Origin of the sequence: Citrobacter sp. Cb041 (genome assembly GCF_030336655.1) — a bacterium.
GTDB classification, from domain to species: domain Bacteria; phylum Pseudomonadota; class Gammaproteobacteria; order Enterobacterales; family Enterobacteriaceae; genus Citrobacter; species Citrobacter braakii.
On sequence record NZ_JAOWDD010000039.1, the window covers coordinates 170,967 to 187,170 of the forward strand.

Annotated in this window: 18 protein-coding genes and 1 other annotated feature; of the genes, 5 read left to right on the forward strand and 13 right to left on the reverse strand. The window is 49.2% G+C overall.

All coding sequences use genetic code 11. The annotated features are described in order from the left end of the window. Positions 1–28 precede the first annotated feature (28 nt). The 5 genes from OGV52_RS13770 to btuC all read right to left on the reverse strand — a co-directional run bounded on the left by OGV52_RS13770 (position 29) and on the right by btuC (position 3,945). On the reverse strand, positions 29–742 hold the full coding sequence (locus tag OGV52_RS13770; RefSeq protein ID WP_019076659.1) for an EAL domain-containing protein: 714 nt from the start codon (positions 740–742) through the stop codon (positions 29–31). 319 nt (positions 743–1,061) lie between these two features. Further along, positions 1,062–1,526: an NlpC/P60 family protein gene (locus OGV52_RS13775; RefSeq protein WP_047500302.1), complete on the reverse strand. Its 465-nt coding sequence runs from the start codon at positions 1,524–1,526 to the stop codon at positions 1,062–1,064. Between the two features lie 77 nt (positions 1,527–1,603). After that, positions 1,604–2,353 (reverse strand): vitamin B12 ABC transporter ATP-binding protein BtuD, encoded by a 750-nt coding sequence (gene btuD / locus OGV52_RS13780; protein WP_103766223.1) that lies wholly within the window; start codon positions 2,351–2,353, stop codon positions 1,604–1,606. Further along, a complete protein-coding gene (locus tag OGV52_RS13785) occupies positions 2,353–2,904 on the reverse strand; it encodes a glutathione peroxidase (protein ID WP_047500296.1) in 552 nt (183 codons plus the stop codon). The genes btuD and OGV52_RS13785 overlap by 1 nt, the downstream gene beginning before the upstream one ends. Before the next feature lie 60 nt (positions 2,905–2,964). Continuing rightward, positions 2,965–3,945 carry a vitamin B12 ABC transporter permease BtuC gene (gene btuC / locus OGV52_RS13790; RefSeq protein ID WP_032931198.1) on the reverse strand — a complete coding sequence of 327 codons (981 nt, stop codon included), beginning with the start codon at positions 3,943–3,945 and terminating at the stop codon, positions 2,965–2,967. A gap of 305 nt (positions 3,946–4,250) precedes the next feature. Here btuC and OGV52_RS13795 point away from each other — a divergent pair, with 305 nt between their 5' ends. The 5 genes from OGV52_RS13795 (at position 4,251) to OGV52_RS13815 (ending at position 8,687) form a co-directional block, all read left to right on the forward strand. Then, positions 4,251–4,409, forward strand: coding sequence for a DUF1427 family protein (locus OGV52_RS13795; protein ID WP_103283878.1), 159 nt, complete (start codon positions 4,251–4,253; stop codon positions 4,407–4,409). Between the two features lie 84 nt (positions 4,410–4,493). Beyond that, on the forward strand, positions 4,494–5,708 hold the full coding sequence (locus tag OGV52_RS13800; protein ID WP_287108654.1) for a PfkB family carbohydrate kinase: 1,215 nt from the start codon (positions 4,494–4,496) through the stop codon (positions 5,706–5,708). Between the two features lie 31 nt (positions 5,709–5,739). Further along, positions 5,740–6,474 (forward strand): outer membrane protein OmpK, encoded by a 735-nt coding sequence (locus tag OGV52_RS13805; RefSeq protein ID WP_080858714.1) that lies wholly within the window; start codon positions 5,740–5,742, stop codon positions 6,472–6,474. Between the two features lie 17 nt (positions 6,475–6,491). Then, complete coding sequence (locus OGV52_RS13810) at positions 6,492–7,454, forward strand: nucleoside hydrolase (protein WP_080858713.1); 963 nt, start codon at positions 6,492–6,494, stop codon at positions 7,452–7,454. Positions 7,455–7,457: 3 nt separating this feature from the next. Further along, on the forward strand, positions 7,458–8,687 hold the full coding sequence (locus OGV52_RS13815; protein WP_016152867.1) for a NupC/NupG family nucleoside CNT transporter: 1,230 nt from the start codon (positions 7,458–7,460) through the stop codon (positions 8,685–8,687). Positions 8,688–8,727: 40 nt separating this feature from the next. Here the strand turns inward: OGV52_RS13815 and ihfA are convergent, their stop codons facing one another. From ihfA to thrS, 8 genes are all read right to left on the reverse strand, one after another. Then, positions 8,728–9,027 carry an integration host factor subunit alpha gene (gene ihfA, locus OGV52_RS13820; protein ID WP_003030571.1) on the reverse strand — a complete coding sequence of 100 codons (300 nt, stop codon included), beginning with the start codon at positions 9,025–9,027 and terminating at the stop codon, positions 8,728–8,730. Positions 9,028–9,031: 4 nt separating this feature from the next. Further along, the gene (gene pheT / locus OGV52_RS13825) at positions 9,032–11,419 is read right to left on the reverse strand and encodes a phenylalanine--tRNA ligase subunit beta (RefSeq protein ID WP_065554668.1); all 2,388 of its coding nucleotides are present in this window, start codon (positions 11,417–11,419) and stop codon (positions 9,032–9,034) included. A gap of 15 nt (positions 11,420–11,434) precedes the next feature. Continuing rightward, positions 11,435–12,418: a phenylalanine--tRNA ligase subunit alpha gene (gene pheS / locus OGV52_RS13830; protein WP_016152865.1), complete on the reverse strand. Its 984-nt coding sequence runs from the start codon at positions 12,416–12,418 to the stop codon at positions 11,435–11,437. Positions 12,419–12,585: 167 nt separating this feature from the next. After that, positions 12,586–12,710: a sequence feature (Phe leader region), on the reverse strand. Further along, complete coding sequence (gene pheM / locus OGV52_RS13835; protein WP_001386830.1) at positions 12,661–12,705, reverse strand: pheST operon leader peptide PheM; 45 nt, start codon at positions 12,703–12,705, stop codon at positions 12,661–12,663. (Overlaps the previous feature by 45 nt.) A gap of 120 nt (positions 12,711–12,830) precedes the next feature. Next, positions 12,831–13,187 (reverse strand): 50S ribosomal protein L20, encoded by a 357-nt coding sequence (gene rplT / locus OGV52_RS13840; RefSeq protein WP_003030578.1) that lies wholly within the window; start codon positions 13,185–13,187, stop codon positions 12,831–12,833. A 55-nt stretch (positions 13,188–13,242) separates the two neighbouring features. Further along, positions 13,243–13,440 (reverse strand): 50S ribosomal protein L35, encoded by a 198-nt coding sequence (gene rpmI, locus OGV52_RS13845; RefSeq protein ID WP_003030583.1) that lies wholly within the window; start codon positions 13,438–13,440, stop codon positions 13,243–13,245. A gap of 96 nt (positions 13,441–13,536) precedes the next feature. After that, positions 13,537–14,079 carry a translation initiation factor IF-3 gene (infC, locus tag OGV52_RS13850; protein ID WP_048997935.1) on the reverse strand — a complete coding sequence of 181 codons (543 nt, stop codon included), beginning with the start codon at positions 14,077–14,079 and terminating at the stop codon, positions 13,537–13,539. Positions 14,080–14,082: 3 nt separating this feature from the next. Further along, on the reverse strand, positions 14,083–16,011 hold the full coding sequence (gene thrS / locus OGV52_RS13855; protein ID WP_016152864.1) for a threonine--tRNA ligase: 1,929 nt from the start codon (positions 16,009–16,011) through the stop codon (positions 14,083–14,085). Positions 16,012–16,204 lie beyond the last annotated feature (193 nt).

The following is a 16,204-nucleotide window of genomic DNA, read 5'->3' on the forward strand; positions in this document are numbered from 1 at the left end:
GCCTGTTAAACACCAGCAAATATGAGGGTTATATCTTCGCGAGCGAAATTATCTGCGCGGGGGGCACAGCAGGCCACAGCGCGCCCTGCATGGCGCTGAATCCCAGAGGCAGTACGCGCGCTAACATCTCGGGTGTATCAATACCGCTAATGATAATTGACTCACTGCTGGGAAATAGCTGTGCCAGGATAGCCCGCATAAACGGCTCAAACGAAATATGTGTAATCCTTTGTTGAACAAAGTTTTTATCGAGCACGACGCGTTTGAACAGCCCATCAAAAATTGCCCGATTTGATATGCCGCCAGCACCATAGTTTGTCAGTACTAATGGAAATCGCGCCGCCAGTGCAGCCAGCGTTGGATTCGCTTTTCCATTATTTAACTCTGGATAGTTTTCATTAATAGCCAGTTCCAGAAATGACAATCGTTCAACTTGTGAAGCAAATTTAGCATCTGATAATAAAGTATTAGCAATTGCCGGCGTTAAATTAATCCAGGCAGAAACCTTTCGTTGAATAAAAAAATGTTGGCACGTTTCGATTAATTCAAGCTTTTCGGTAAATAAGCGACATTGCTCTTCGTCCGACATCCGAGGTAGGACCAGCTCGGTGGGTATACGCACATCCCCCTGCGCACTGGCAAAACTGGTAATGATATCTACGTATTCAAGATCGCCTTTTTCGTTTCTCGCAGGGAGAAAAGAGAACTCTGAATGGTAAAGAGTATCCATTGAAACAATCATCGTGCCAGCCCCTCTGCATAGGTGTTATCCGGCATCCTGTAGCAAAGGATGGAGAAATACGTTATTGCTGATGCAAGTAGAGGCCCTTTCATTTTTCCCTTTATAGCCAGTAAATCGAATCCCTTTTTTTTAGCTTATCCTGATTATAAGCGAATATCCAGCTTTGCACTTTTTAATATCTCGGAATAAATCATATTTTTAGCAAGATACGCTCTTAATGTTCAGGGGTATTGTCCGGCTGGCGGCAGAAATAAGAAGTTACTAACAAATGGAAATGTCGAGGCTGCTCAGCCGTAGGCAGCCTCGTGACTGATGAGGATTAAATACGTCGCGCCTGCCAAAAGTTTTTGCGCCAGTAAACGTTGTCCAGTGATGAGCGCATCACACCACGGCTGGTTGAGGCATGAATAAATTGATTATTGGTATCGTAAATTCCGACATGCAGACCGCTTTCCCCAGACCCGGTTTTAAAGAACACCAGATCGCCGGGCAGCAAATCATCTTTATCAATTTCGGTACCAATCTTTGATTGCGTGCGGGTATCACGCGGGAGTTGCAGATCGAATTTATCGCGCATTGTCATCAATACAAATCCAGAACAATCCACTCCGTTACGGCTCATGCCGCCATAACGATAGGGTGTGCCATGCCAGGTTTGTAGCTGGTCATTAAGCCCGGCGATAACGGCGATAGAATCCGACAAGCGGGCATTTGGCGCAGGAGCACGATGGCTGCTGCAGCCCGCCAAAAACAATGCTGTGATGAAAAGAAGCCAAAAGCGCATTCAGGACGAATCCTCTGAATTATATTTTTATGTCAATTTAGCGTGGAAATTATATGATTTTCAAGAACCCATTTAACTTAAGTGGTTGATATGAGCATTCTGTGGCCTTCAATATCCAAACGACGGAAGTTCACGCCATAAGCCGCAGCCAGATTGGCTGGCGTTAGTACCGTATCACGAGCACCACTGGCAAGCAGCTTCCCGCGTTTGAGGAGCCAGGCCTTGTGCGCATGACGTAAGGTATGATTAAGGTCATGGCTGCTCATTACAATCGCGATGCCCTGTAAACACAGCTGACCCAGCATCCGGTCCAGCGCATTTTGTTGCGCCACGTCCAGGCTGTTCATCGGCTCATCCAGCAGCAAAAGCTGGCCGAATGGATTCGCTTGTGGGCAAATCTGCAGGATAACCGCAGCCAGGCGCACGCGCTGCCACTCACCGCCGGAGAGCTGATTCACGCTGCGTCCCAGCTTATCCCCAAGCCCAAGCGCATCGGCGACTTCTTGTAACAAATCGGTGCGTGCTTTATCGGGTTGATGCAGCGTCAGAAAATGCCAGACCGGCATCGCAAACGGCGGGTTTTGCTGTTGCGCAAGATAAGCGCGATATTGCGCCAGCTTTGCTGCCGGCCATTCATCCAATGACACATCACCAAAGGTGATGCTGCCCTTGCCGGTCGTCAGCCCCGCCATTCGCGCCAACAGCGTGCTCTTTCCTGCGCCGTTAGGCCCCACTAAATGCAGGATCTCCCCTGCTTTTATCTCACCAGAAAGCGGGCCAAGTCGGGTCGATTCTGCTACGTCCTGTAGCTGCATCAATCGAGACATTAGTTTGCCAGCGCCATCTTGATGGATTGCACCAGAACAGGATCCTCAGGCGTCATATCGGGTGAAAATCGTTGCAGTACCTGACCATCCCGACCCACTAAAAACTTCTCGAAATTCCACAGAATATCGTCCGGGTAGAGCGGCGCCCGACCTTTACTCGCCATACGCTCATAGAATCCACTATCCGCAGGCGCGACGGCGGTTGGCGCGGCATCAATCAGTTTCTGATACAGCGGATGGCGTCCCTCGCCGTTGACCTCAATTTTGCTGAACATCGGGAAGGTAACGCCCCAGGTGGTACTGCAGTACGTTTTTATTTCCTCTTCACTGCCCGGCTCCTGGCCCAGAAACTGGTTGCAGGGGAACCCAAGAACGGTAAAGCCCTGCTGATGCCAGGCTTTCTGCAGATTCTCCAGTTGCTCATATTGCGGCGTTAGCCCACATTTTGAAGCAACGTTGACGATTAACAGCACATTTCCGGCATACGGCTGCAGTGAGGTCACCTCGCCGTCGATGGTCGTCACGTCTGTATCGAGGATAGTGTTTTGCATAGCATCTCCAGAACAACAGGTGGATTTTCAGTTTTTAATCATAGACCGAATCAACGCGTTCTAGCGCGCGGCTTTTAACAATAGCCAGATAAATACCGGTGCGCCCATGGTGGCCGTCACCACGCCAATTGGCAGCTCAGCCGAGGCCAGCACCAGACGCGCGACAACATCAGCCAACAGTAATACGATAGCGCCAGCCAATGCGCAGCCCGGCAGTAACACGCGATGATCGGTTAAGCCGCACAGCCGCAGAATATGTGGGATCACAAGCCCAATAAAGCCAATCGCTCCCGCCAGAGCCACGCTTACGCCAACCATCCAGCCTGTGGCGACCACCAGCAGGTTGCGCCAGAACCATAATGGCAATCCCAACTGACGTGCAGAAGTCTCCCCCAGCGCCAGCATATTCATCGGCTGCGACTGACAGCATATCCACACCAGCACCGGAATCAACGCCACCATGAGCCAGGCCTGATGCCAGTCAACGCCGCCAAAGCCCCCCATCATCCAGTACATTAGCTGTCGCAAATCAAAAGAAGTGGAGAAGTAGATGGCCCATGTCATCAGCGCGCTACAGATAATGCCCAGCGCCACCCCCGCCAACAGCAGACGGCTGGTAGACAAATGACGGCGGGCAAAACGGAGCAGAATAAGCGTGATAATCAGCGCCCCAGCGATGGCGCATAAGCCCAACGCCCAGCCGGGGAGCTGCCCCTGCCCCAGCAGCACCGCCGCGATGAGCCCGACGCCCGCGCCATTAGACACGCCCAGTAATCCAGGCTCTGCGAGCGGGTTTTCAAAGAGAGCTTGCATCACTGCGCCAGATAAGGCCAACGCAGCACCTACCAGCAAAACGGCGAGGGTACGGGGAAATCGGATTTGCCAGACGAACAGATCGCCGCGGGCGCTGAACCAGTCGCCGGGGGCGATCCACTGTTCTCCTGCGCATAAGCTAATCACGAGCATGACCAATAGCAACAGCGATAAAGTGCCTAACCAGTATCGGTCTCGCCGACGTTGTAATTGTGCAAAAGGTTGCATGTTTATACTTTTTTTTATGGGTTATCTCATTAATTTTACGATGAAAGCAAAAAACATGGAAGGAAGCTCTACCGCAAATGAGGCAATGGCCTAAAACAGCATGAACCTTAGTCTTTTGCATAATGCAATGCTGGCAGCAATACCAGGTAGTCGCTGTCATTATTAATATCGTTCCTGAGATTAAATAAATAACCACAACCGGACAGGATGTCCGGTTGCAGAAGTTTTGTGTGATTGTCTTCTCATCAATACGTAAATATATTGTGTAGTCTTCGTATCATCATAACACCCTCAGGAATTATCTTATGGATATAATTCTTTCGCTTATTGCCGGTGCAATTATTGGTTTCATATTTACATTAATAAAACTACCCATTCCAGCCCCTGCTGTCTGGCCTGGTGTATTTGGTATCATCGGTGTACTTAGTGGTAATCAGATCTTTAACTATTTATTCAACAAATAAATTCATTCACCAAAAAATTAACGTATAGACAAAATAAACTTATTACATGGACCTCTCATCACATTCATGAAAAGTGAGGATTAGATGCCCTGTCGTTACAAAAAACAGCGTCTTCGCTATATTTTAACACTGCTCAAAAAACAAGGAAGTGTAAAAATATCATCTCTTGTTAAGGTACTTGATGTTACGGAAAGAACACTCCGACGCGATATCAATGACCTTGTAAAAACAGGACATGTCCGCTCATGCTATGGAGGTGCTGTATATAATCACGACAATGCATTCCCATTATATGAGAACAACTCTCTTTATTTGCACCAAAACATCATCATTAACCAATTAAAGATCGAACGAGAAATATCAATGAACGAAAACAATGGGAAAGTTTACATTCTGGGTTCATTTAATACCGACTTAGTCTATCGGCTTCACCGTTTTCCTATTTCAGGAGAAACCACGCGCGCGCTTTTTTCCTGTTGTTTACCCGGAGGGAAAGGCAGCAACCAGGCGATAGCATCCGCACAAGCCAATGCTCGCACTTATTTTACAGTCAAATTAGGTGAAGATGAGTTTTCAACCAAAGCCCAGCATTTTTTAAATGGCGTAGGATTAGAAAAACTAACCATCTTTACCAAAAATGATGCACCAACCGGCAGTGCCGTAGTGATGATATCCGAAGAAGCTGGCGATAATGTAATCGTTATTAATCCAGGGGCTAATCAGGAAATAACGAGTGAAGAAATTATATCCTGTTATGACGAGATAGGCACCGCCAATGTTTTTTTGACGCAGATGGAAAACAATCCTGACGCTACAGCTCAAGCTATTAAGTTCGCACATGCCGCAGGAGTGATGACAATCCTGAATCCAGCGCCATGGCGCAAGGAGGTGACAGACCTTCTCCGCTGGACACACATCCTAACCCCAAACCTCACAGAAGCAGAGGCGATTATTGGCAAGGCTATTCGTACGCCAGACGATATTCATCAGGCCGCCGAAATCATGCACCAAATGGGACCACAATATATTCTAATTACGTTAGGCAAAGATGGGTGCTGGTTATTTGATGGATCTACACACCAACAGTTCCCGGCATATCCCGCCGTTAATATTGATACATCCGGCGCCGGTGATGCATTTAATGGTGCACTCGCGGCACGACTTGCCTGTGGAGAAAATATTGCTAGCGCAATTCATTACGCCTGTGTATTTGCAGCACTGGCCGTAGAGCGTGAAGGTGCAGCCAATATGCCATCCCATGAACTCGTATTAAAACGATTAGCTTGTACTAAATACTGATATTAATCCACCACCAAAATAGGGATATAAAATGAAAAAAATCGCCTTCGGGGCTTTATTATCGTGCGTAGCTTTTTCCTCATTAGCTGAACAACAATACGGCTGGGGAAATATACATTTTGACTATCAATCCTGGGATGCCGGTGTTAAAGACCTCGAATATGAACAAGCCTTAATTGGTATTGAGGGAGGTATTGGTTTTGATTGGGGTGAAATGTACGGTTTTTATGATTTTGAAAATATTCTAGACGACGAGGGAAATCAGGGGCAGACTGCGAATGGTGAAATCCATACCTACCTCTGGAAAACGGGTGCCAGCCTATTTACAAAAGTCTATAATTCGCAAAGTCCCAATTTTAAAGAGACGAATCAATTTATTGGGCTTGGCTATACCGACCTGAAAGGCGATGGATGGTGGTTTAAACCCTGGATTGCTCGTCAGTACATTACCGCACACAGTAATTTTGGCCCAGCTTATGATATTAATGGAATCAATGGTTTCTCAATCGGATGGAACGCTGGCTATGCTTTCAATCTTCTCAACCAGGACTTCTTACTGTCCAATTGGAATGAAATAGAACTTGACCGTAATGATGACTATACCGCTAACAATCATGGTAGCAATGGTTTAAACGGCGGCCTTAATATTACCTGGAAAATCATGCCTCATATATCCACCACATTAATGTATCGGTACTTTTATAACAAACTTGGTGCGGATGGATATGGCGATATTCTCATTTATCGACTGGCCTACGACTTCTAACTTAAGGAACATTAACGATGTTAAGTATCCACTGGCCTGAATTAACTTCAGCGCAGCGTATTGCCTTAATTACGCCACCTAAGTATGGCAAAGTACCTATCGTTATTGACAGCGATACCTACAATGAAATTGACGATCAGATGGCCATTGCCTGGGCATTCTTACACCCGGAGCGCCTCGATCTGCAAGCTGTTTACGCCGCTCCGTTTACCAACCACTATTTTGGTAAAGAGGGCTCGCACACATATGTTGACGATCCCGCAGTAGGCATGCAACTGAGCGTCGATGAGATCTATCGCGTATTTAACAAACTCCCCCGCCGCGAAAACATACCGCAAATATTCCAGGGTTCAACACGCTATCTGAAAGATAGCAATCAGCCGGAGATGTCAGCAGCAGTACAGGATTTGATTAACCGGGCAAGAACGGCTGAGCAAACATTACATGTACTCGCAATCGCCGCGCCGACCAATATCGCTAACGCACTGCTCCTCGCGCCGGACATCGTCACAAAGATTCATGTCATCTGGCTTGGGGGTAACAGTTATGCCTGGAAAGATAATCATGAATTCAACCTGATGCAGGACATTGCGGCGAGTCGGGTACTTTTTGATAGCGGCGTAGCGCTCACCCAAATCCCCTGCTTTGGCGTGGCTAACACTATGGCCTCATCGGTCCCAGAGATGCAGCACTATTTTGCAGAGACCAGCCGCATTGGTAGCTACTTTGCTGAAATTGCCCCGCGATGCCCCTGGATTGGTTTTGCATCCCGCAAAGTCATTTGGGATATCACTACGGTTGGCTATGTCCTGAATCCTGACTGGTTCACCTGTGAATACCGTACATCCCCTTTGATCAATGACAATCTGAGCTGGAGTTTTGATAACCGCCGTCACGTCATTCAGGTCGCAAAATTTATTGAGCGGGATGCTCTCTTTAAAGATCTTTTCCGTAGCATCATTGATGCCGATGAGGGATAAACCATGCAGATACTCATCGTCATACTTGGCATTGTTGTCCTGTTACTCGTTGCCTGGCTATGTTCAGAAAATCGCAAAGCTATCCGGTTTCGCACCGTTGGCGGCGCCTTTGCAATCCAGGCTCTTTTTGCTGCATTTATCCTGTATGTCCCCTTAGGGGAAAAAATCTTACTCGCCATATCAAACAGTCTGTCAGGCATGCTGAACTATTCGTCGGAAGGGATTAACTTTCTCTTCGGGAATCTCGGACAGTTCAAAATGGGGTTTGTATTTGCCGTGCATGTTCTGCCGATTATCATTTTTATGTCAGCATTGTTCTCCGTGCTGTACTACCTGGGCATCATGCAGTGGATTATCCGTCTCATCGGTACGGGTATCCATAAACTGCTGCGCACCAGCCCGGCAGAATCCATGGCTGCAACGGCCAATATTTTTGCGGGCAATACTGACGTCTTCGTCCTGATGAAGCCTTATGCGCCACGCATGACGCGCTCAGAACTGTTTGCCCTCATGACAGGTGGTGTTGCCTCTATCGCAGGCTCAGTGCTGGTTGGCTATGCCAGTATGGGGATCGAAATTCGCTATCTGGTAGCCGCCTCTTTTATGTCAGCGCCAGGCGGTCTGTTAATGGCGAAAATGCTGTTTCCAGAAACGGAACCCGAAAACACTGCCGACGTGTCAGGCGATATGCTTGGTCAAGATGAAAAGCCTATCAACATCGTTGAAGCGGCGACAAATGGCGCGACTATCGGGCTGAAGCTCGCCGCTAACGTGGGGGCAATGCTTCTGGCACTGATTGCATTAATTGCTATGGTGAACGGCTTGTTGGGCTGGTTTTGTAGCTTTTTCGGCTATGGTAACGTCACGCTACAATTTATCTTTAGTTACCTCTTTGCTCCGGTTGCCTGGCTGTTGGGCATTCCCGCTAACGAAGTCTTGCAAATTGGCAGCCTGTTAGGTCAAAAATTGGTGTTGAATGAGTTCGTCGCGTATACCAGCTTTATTCCAATGAAAGACCAACTGTCGGAATATTCGCAGATAATAACGATCATGGCGCTGGCTGGGTTTGCCAATTTGTCCTCTCCTGCTGCATTGATTGGCGTACTGGGGGGGATTGTGCCGGGGAAAAAAAGTTTCATTGCTAAAATGGGGCTTAAAGTGATCCTGGCGGGCACGTTGTCTAACCTGCTGAGCGCAGCACTGACCGGGCTGTTTTTCCTTCTGGCCCACTAAGAAAAAAGGCCGCATTCGCGGCCTTTTTAGTTAGTTCAGATTACTCTTCTTTCGGCGTTGCGTTTTCAACCCGGCTTTTTAACTTCTGTCCGGGTCTGAAGGTCACCACGCGCCGTGCTGTAATGGGAATATCTTCGCCCGTTTTCGGATTACGGCCCGGACGTTGATTCTTATCACGCAGATCGAAGTTACCAAAACCAGAGAGTTTTACCTGCTCACCATTTTCCAGAGCACGACGGATCTCTTCGAAAAACAGCTCGACCAGTTCTTTGGCATCCCGCTTGCTAAGCCCAAGCTTATCAAACAGATATTCTGACATTTCAGCTTTTGTAAGCGCCATAGGTTCAATCCCTCAATGATGCCTGGAATCGCTCTTTTAATGCCTCTACACATTTGGCGACGGTAGCGGCAATCTCCTCTTCTTCAAGTGTACGGCTGGTATCCTGAAGGATCAGGCTGATAGCGAGGCTCTTATAACCCTCCGCAACACCCTTACCGCGGTACACGTCAAACAAGTTTACGCCAACTACCTGATTTACGCCAACTTTCTTACATTCGGATAAAATATCCGCAGCGGGAACGTTTTCTGCCACAACGACTGCGATGTCGCGACGGTTCGCCGGGAAGCGAGAAACTTCACGCGCCTGAGGCACCACGCGGTCTGCGAGCTTGTTCCACTCCAGTTCAAACACCAGAGTGCGACCGTTCAGATCCAGTTTACGTTCAAGTTCAGGATGAACAACCCCAATGAAACCAATGCGTTCACCTTTCAGATAAATCGCCGCAGACTGCCCCGGATGCAGTGCTGGATTCGCTTCAGCTTTGAATTGAATATCCGCCAGCTTGCCGGTCAGGTCGAGAACCGCTTCCAGATCGCCTTTCAGATCATAGAAATCAACGGTCTCTTTTGCCAGATTCCAGTGTTCATCATGACGGTTACCGCAGATCGCACCCGCCAGCATCAGATCCTGACGGATCCCGAGATTAGCCTGCGTGTCCGGTACGAAACGTAAACCCGTTTCGAAAATACGCACGCGGTTTTGCTGACGATTCTGGTTGTACACTACCGTAGACAGCAAGCCGGTCCACAGGGATAAACGCATTGCCGACATATCAATCGAGATTGGGCTTGGCAGCAACAGCGCTTCTTCACCCGGGTGCAGCAGCGCCTGGACTTTCGGGTCGACAAAGCTGTAGGTAATAACTTCCTGGTAGCCTTTGTCATTCAGCATGGTTTTTACGCGTTTCAGCGACAAATCCGCTTCACGATGCGTACCCATGATAAGACCCGCCTGAATTGGCGTATTCGGGATATTGTCATAACCGTATACACGGGCGACTTCTTCGACCAGGTCTTCTTCGATCTCCATATCGAAACGCCAGCTCGGCGCTACCGCTTTCCACTCATCTTGCCCTTCCGTGACATCACAACCCAGACGGCGCAGAATATCGCTCACCTGCTCATCCGCAATATGGTGTCCGATCAGACGATCCAGTTTGCTACGGCGCAGCGTAATGGTTGCGCGTTTTGGCAGCGAGGCTTCGTTCGTCACGTCAATGATTGGACCCGCTTCGCCGCCGCAGATATCAATCAGCAGGCGCGTAGCACGTTCCATGGCTTTATGTTGCAGCGCCGGATCGACACCACGCTCATAGCGGTGAGAGGCATCGGTGTGCAGACCGTGACGACGCGCGCGACCGGTAATAGACAGCGGGCTGAAGAACGCGCATTCCAGCAGGACGTTTTGCGTTTCATCATTCACACCGGAGTGCTCGCCACCAAAGATGCCGCCCATTGCCAGCGCTTTGTTATGGTCCGCAATCACCAGCGTATCCGCATTCAGCTTCGCTTCACTGCCGTCCAGCAATACCAGGGTTTCACCTTCTTTTGCCATGCGGACAACAATCCCGCCTTCAATGCGGTCTTTGTCGAATGCGTGCATCGGCTGGCCCAATTCGAGCAGCACATAGTTAGTCACGTCAACCACGGCATCGATCGAGCGGATGCCGCAACGACGCAGTTTTTCTTTCATCCACAGCGGGGTTGGCGCTTTAACGTTAATGCCTTTCACCACGCGGCCCAAATAGCGTGGGCAGGCTTCCACCGCGTCGACCTGAATCGGCAGGACGTCGTTAATGGTTGCGGCTACTGGCGCTATTTCCGGCTCAACCAGAGGGGCTTTGTTCAGTACAGCAACGTCACGTGCTACACCGATAATGCCTAAGCAGTCGGCGCGGTTCGGAGTGACGCTGATTTCGATAGTATTATCGTCAAGCTTCAGGTATTCACGGATATCGGTACCAATTGGTGCATCGACAGGCAGTTCGATAATACCGTTGTGATCGTCGGAAATACCCAGCTCGGAGAACGAGCACAGCATGCCTTCAGACGGCTCACCGCGCAGTTTCGCGGCTTTGATTTTGAAATCGCCCGGCAGAACGGCACCAACGGTTGCTACAGCCACCTTCAGCCCTTGACGGCAGTTTGGCGCACCGCAGACGATATCCAGCAGGCGGTCGCCGCCGACATTCACCTTGGTGACGCGCAGTTTGTCAGCGTTCGGATGCTGAGCGCACTCAACCACTTCGCCCACTACAACACCGTTGAACGCGCCAGAAACAGGATCCACACCGTCAACTTCCAGACCCGCCATCGTGATTTGGTTTGACAACGCATCGCTATCAATCGCCGGGTTTACCCATTCGCGTAACCACAGTTCACTGAATTTCATTGTTTTATCCTGCCTTTATTTAAACTGTTTGAGGAAACGCAGATCGTTTTCGAAGAAAGAACGCAGATCGGTTACGCCGTAACGCAGCATGGTCAGACGCTCCATACCCATACCGAATGCAAAGCCAGAGTAGATTTCCGGATCGATACCGACGTTACGCAGCACGTTCGGGTGAACCATTCCGCAACCCAATACTTCCAGCCATTTGCCATTTTTACCCATCACATCGACTTCCGCAGATGGTTCGGTGAACGGGAAGTAGGAAGGACGGAAACGAACCTGCAGGTCTTCTTCAAAGAAGTTGCGCAGGAAATCGTGCAGCGTGCCTTTCAGGTTGGTGAAGTTGATGTTGGTATCAACAATCAGCCCTTCCATCTGATGGAACATTGGGGTGTGCGTCTGATCGTAGTCGTTACGATATACGCGGCCCGGAGCGATAATACGGATCGGCGGCTGTTTTTCTTTCATGGTGCGGATCTGCACGCCGGAAGTCTGCGTGCGCAGCAGACGCGTCGCATCAAACCAGAAAGTGTCGTGGTCAGCGCGCGCCGGGTGATGGCCAGGAATGTTCAGCGCATCGAAGTTATGATAGTCATCTTCGATTTCCGGACCGGTCGCCACGGTAAAGCCCAGCTCACCAAAGAAACTTTCAATGCGATCGATAGTCCGCGTTACCGGATGCAAACCGCCGTTTTCGATACGACGCCCAGGCAAGGAGATATCGATCGTTTCTTCAGCCAGACGAGCATTCAGCGCGGCATTTTCTAATTCGGCTTTACGCGCGTTCAGCGCTTGCTGAACCTGCTCTTTGGCTTCGTTTATCACCGCACCTGCTGCCGGGCGCTCTTCTGCCGGCAGTTCACGCAGGGTAGTCATCTGAAGGGTCAGGTGCCCTTTCTTGCCCAAATATTCGACGCGGACATTGTCTAACGCGGCAACATCTGAAGCCTGGTTAATGGCGGCCGTTGCACTGGCAACCAGCTCTGCGAGATGTGACATGGTTTTCCTCGTTATGTTGCGATATTCACTAGTCGCTCGTATATACACAAAATCATTCTGGCTGAGTCAAGGCAGCAGTAAAGCGCTAATCCTCAGGAGCGTACACAAGTACGAGACTGGGGTAAGCGACTGCAGCCAAAGCAGAGGCAGCCTGAAGGATAACGTGTATAAAAAAAGCCTCCACCAGGGAGGCTTTTAGGCGCTATTTTCCGTTTCTTCTTTCACGCGCAAGCCTCCTGAGTTCAGGTGCTAAAGTAAAAGAAGAAGCGGAAAATAGCAGCATTCATGCTTGCGTTACCTTGTGTGGTAAAAACCGGACAACCTTTATTGAAAAGGCTTACGGATAAATTGTCAACCAATTGATTGCACTACAAATAAAAGAGAGGGAGCCAGGCTCCCTCTTTTCACCGGCTTATGCCAGAGCTGCTTTCGCTTTTTCGACCAGAGCGGTGAACGCTACTTTGTCGAATACTGCGATGTCAGCCAGGATCTTACGGTCGATTTCAACAGAGGCTTTTTTCAGGCCGTTGATGAATTTGCTGTAAGAAATACCGTTCTGACGTGCTGCTGCGTTGATACGCGCAATCCACAGTTGACGGAACTGACGCTTTTTCTGACGACGGTCACGATAAGCGTACTGACCAGCTTTGATAACAGCCTGGAAGGCAACGCGGTATACGCGAGAACGCGCACCGTAGTAGCCTTTAGCTTGTTTCAAAATTTTCTTGTGACGTGCACGGGCAACTACACCACGTTTTACGCGAGCCATATGTGCTCTCCTGTATCTATATTCTTAGTAAAAAAATTAATTAAACGTTAACGGCTTATGCGTACGGCAGGCACGCGATAACCAGACCCAGATCGCCTTTAGAAACGAGGCCTTTTGGACGCAGGTGACGTTTACGCTTAGTAGATTTTTTGGTCAGAATATGACGCAGGTTTGCGTGCTTACGCTTAAATCCACCACCACCGGTTTTTTTGAAGCGCTTAGCAGCACCGCGTACGGTCTTAATTTTTGGCATTTTAATAACTTCCACTTCGCATTGTTAATAAACGAAACGTAGGCGAACAACGGCTGTGGAACCCGCAGGCTCCACAGACATTGCTACTTGAAGGCCTTACTGTTTCTTCTTAGGAGCGAGCACCATGATCATCTGGCGGCCTTCGATCTTCGTAGGGAAGGATTCGACTACTGCCAGTTCACTCAGATCGTCACGGACGCGGTTGAGCACTTCCATACCGATCTGTTGGTGGGCCATCTCACGACCGCGAAAACGCAGCGTGATCTTAGCCTTATCGCCATCTTCCAGAAAGCGTACCAGGCTGCGGAGTTTTACCTGGTAATCGCCATCGTCGGTGCCAGGACGGAATTTAATTTCCTTAACCTGGATAACTTTTTGCTTTTTCTTCTGTTCCTTAGAAGACTTACTCTTTTCATAAAGGAACTTGCCGTAGTCCATAATACGACAAACTGGCGGTTCGGCGTTAGGGCTGATTTCAACTAAATCTACTCCAGCTTCTTCAGCTTTTTCGATCGCTTCTCTCAGACTCACAATACCCAAAGCTTCGCCTTCCAGACCTGTTAAGCGAACTTCCAGGGCGCGAATCTCGCCATTGATACGATTCGGACGTGCCGTTTGAACTCGTTTTCCGCCTTTAATACCTTATTCCTCCAGTTGTTGAAGACTGCGGCTGCGAATCTCTTGTTGCAGCTTCTCAATCACTTCATTTACGTCCAGGCTGCCCAAGTCTTTGCCACGACGGGTGCGCACGGCAACTTTGCCTGCTTCTACCTCTTTGTCGCCACAGACCAACATATAAGGGACACGACGTAAAGTGTGCTCGCGGATTTTAAAGCCAATCTTCTCATTTCTCAAGTCTGCTTTTACACGAATACCCGCATTTTGTAGTTTCTGCGTTAATTCGTTGACGTATTCAGACTGTGAATCGGTGATGTTCATGACGACAACCTGAACTGGCGCAAGCCAGGTCGGGAAGAAGCCAGCGAACTCTTCGGTCAGGATACCGATGAAACGTTCCATCGACCCAAGAATTGCGCGGTGAATCATAACCGGCACCTGACGCTCGTTGTTTTCGCCAACATAAGAGGCGCTTAAACGGGACGGCAGAGAGAAGTCCAGCTGTACAGTACCGCACTGCCATGCACGATCGAGGCAGTCATACAGGGTAAATTCAATTTTCGGACCGTAGAATGCGCCCTCACCCAGTTGGTACTCAAACGGGATGTTGTTTTCTTCCAGCGCAACGGCCAGGTCAGCTTCAGCACGGTCCCACATTTCATCGCTACCGATACGTTTTTCGGGGCGAGTGGACAGTTTGACGACGATTTTCTCGAAGCCAAAGGTGCTATACATATCGTAGACCATACGAATGCAAGCGTTAACTTCATCACGGATCTGCTCTTCTGTACAGAAGATATGTGCATCATCCTGAGTGAAGCCACGAACACGCATCAAGCCATGCAGCGCGCCTGACGGCTCATTACGGTGGCAGCTACCAAACTCGGCCATACGCAACGGCAGATCACGATAGGATTTCAGACCCTGATTGAAGATCTGCACGTGGCCCGGGCAGTTCATGGGCTTAATGCAGTATTCACGGTTCTCAGAGGAGGTCGTGAACATCGCATCTTTGTAGTTATCCCAGTGACCTGTTTTTTCCCACAGCACGCGGTCCATCATGAACGGACCTTTAACTTCCTGATACTGGTATTCTTTCAGTTTTGAGCGAACAAAGACTTCCAGTTCACGGAAGATTGTCCAGCCATCATTGTGCCAGAACACCATACCCGGCGCTTCTTCCTGCATATGATACAGGTCAAGCTGCTTACCGATTTTACGGTGGTCGCGTTTGGCCGCTTCTTCCAGACGTTGCAGGTAGGCACTCAGGGCTTTTTTATCGGCCCACGCAGTACCATAAATACGCTGCAGCATCTTGTTATTGCTGTCGCCACGCCAGTATGCCCCTGCGGTCTTCATCAGTTTGAAGTGATGACAGAAACGCATGTTCGGCACGTGCGGGCCACGGCACATATCGACATATTCTTCATGATGGTACAAGCCAGGCTTGTCATCATGGGCAATGTTTTCATCAAGAATGGAGACTTTATAGGTCTCGCCACGCTTCACGAAGGTTTCACGCGCTTCGTACCAGCTGACTTTCTTCTTAATGACATCGTAGTTTTTCTCAGCGAGCTCGTGCATCCGCTTCTCGAGCGCGTCGACATCTTCCTGGGTTAGCGTACGGTCAAGATCGATATCGTAGTAAAAACCGTTATCAACAACCGGTCCGATCGCCATTTTGGTGTGCGGCCAGAGTTGTTTGATCGCGTGCCCTAACAGGTGCGCACAAGAGTGACGAATGATCTCCAGACCTTCTTCATCCTTCGCGGTGATGATGGAGAGCTTCGCATCATGCTCAATCAGATCGGAAGCATCTACCAGCTCACCGTCAACACGGCCAGCAATAGTGGCTTTCGCCAGACCTGGACCGATGTCCAGCGCAACATCCATGGGGCTTACAGCGTGGTCGTAATGGCGTTGGCTGCCATCAGGAAGAGTAATAACAGGCATGTTATATCCTTATTTGCAGTGGTGACCCACACGTAAGATCACATACAAAGAGAAAATTTATTTGTTTACAGTAAGTTGTGCAACCATCTAACCAACAATCGCTAAATTGGTACACAATCTGGTACACAAATGAAAAACTGACATCCTCAGTCCCTCACCCGGTAAAATGATGGTAACACTAAAAAAGTGGTGA

Coding starts and splice junctions, on each gene's coding strand:
- OGV52_RS13770 (WP_019076659.1), bottom strand. CDS start 742: ATGATTGTTTCAATGGATACTCTTTACCATTCAGAGTTCTCTTTTCTC.
- ihfA (WP_003030571.1), bottom strand. CDS start 9,027: ATGGCGCTTACAAAAGCTGAAATGTCAGAATATCTGTTTGATAAGCTT.
- pheS (WP_016152865.1), bottom strand. CDS start 12,418: ATGTCACATCTCGCAGAGCTGGTTGCCAGTGCAACGGCCGCCATTAAC.
- btuD (WP_103766223.1), bottom strand. CDS start 2,353: ATGTCTCGATTGATGCAGCTACAGGACGTAGCAGAATCGACCCGACTT.
- thrS (WP_016152864.1), bottom strand. CDS start 16,011: ATGCCTGTTATTACTCTTCCTGATGGCAGCCAACGCCATTACGACCAC.
- OGV52_RS13775 (WP_047500302.1), bottom strand. CDS start 1,526: ATGCGCTTTTGGCTTCTTTTCATCACAGCATTGTTTTTGGCGGGCTGC.
- OGV52_RS13785 (WP_047500296.1), bottom strand. CDS start 2,904: ATGCAAAACACTATCCTCGATACAGACGTGACGACCATCGACGGCGAG.
- rpmI (WP_003030583.1), bottom strand. CDS start 13,440: ATGCCAAAAATTAAGACCGTACGCGGTGCTGCTAAGCGCTTCAAAAAA.
- OGV52_RS13800 (WP_287108654.1), top strand. CDS start 4,494: ATGCCCTGTCGTTACAAAAAACAGCGTCTTCGCTATATTTTAACACTG.
- rplT (WP_003030578.1), bottom strand. CDS start 13,187: ATGGCTCGCGTAAAACGTGGTGTAGTTGCCCGTGCACGTCACAAGAAA.
- btuC (WP_032931198.1), bottom strand. CDS start 3,945: ATGCAACCTTTTGCACAATTACAACGTCGGCGAGACCGATACTGGTTA.
- OGV52_RS13805 (WP_080858714.1), top strand. CDS start 5,740: ATGAAAAAAATCGCCTTCGGGGCTTTATTATCGTGCGTAGCTTTTTCC.
- OGV52_RS13815 (WP_016152867.1), top strand. CDS start 7,458: ATGCAGATACTCATCGTCATACTTGGCATTGTTGTCCTGTTACTCGTT.
- OGV52_RS13795 (WP_103283878.1), top strand. CDS start 4,251: ATGGATATAATTCTTTCGCTTATTGCCGGTGCAATTATTGGTTTCATA.
- OGV52_RS13810 (WP_080858713.1), top strand. CDS start 6,492: ATGTTAAGTATCCACTGGCCTGAATTAACTTCAGCGCAGCGTATTGCC.
- pheT (WP_065554668.1), bottom strand. CDS start 11,419: ATGAAATTCAGTGAACTGTGGTTACGCGAATGGGTAAACCCGGCGATT.